The organism is Desertibacillus haloalkaliphilus, assembly GCF_019039105.1.
GTDB classification, from domain to species: Bacteria; Bacillota; Bacilli; order Bacillales; family KJ1-10-99; genus Desertibacillus; species Desertibacillus haloalkaliphilus.
On the sequence record NZ_JAHPIV010000409.1, the window covers coordinates 1 to 363 of the forward strand.

Sequence of the window (363 nt, forward strand, 5' to 3'; positions counted from 1 at the left end):
TGCAGCATTTGGTGGTTATAAAGCATCTGGTGTCGGACGCGAAAACCATAAAATGATGCTCTCACATTACCAACAAACAAAAAACATGCTAGTAAGCTACAGCCCAGACGCATTAGGATTTTTTTAGATTAAAGTAAAAAAGGCGATTTTTCCTTTTTTACTTTAATCTAAGCGATGTGCGGAGCCGCCGTTATCTTTTAAGCCTTTTGAGCGATCTTCTCAAAAGGCGCACGGCGTGGGGAGCCATCGCAACCTTGTTCGCTCTCTTTTTATTCAAAGGCGATCTTCCTTTTTTACTTAAATTTTAGCAATACGCGGAGCAGCCGTTATCTTTTAAGCCTTTTGAGCGATCTTCTCAAAAGG

1 pseudogene is annotated in these 363 nt (G+C 41.0%); it reads left to right on the plus strand.

Annotated features, from left to right (window positions below):
* A pseudogene (locus tag KH400_RS22545) lies at positions 1-127 on the plus strand (aldehyde dehydrogenase family protein); the annotation flags it as partial.
* Positions 128-363 lie beyond the last annotated feature (236 nt).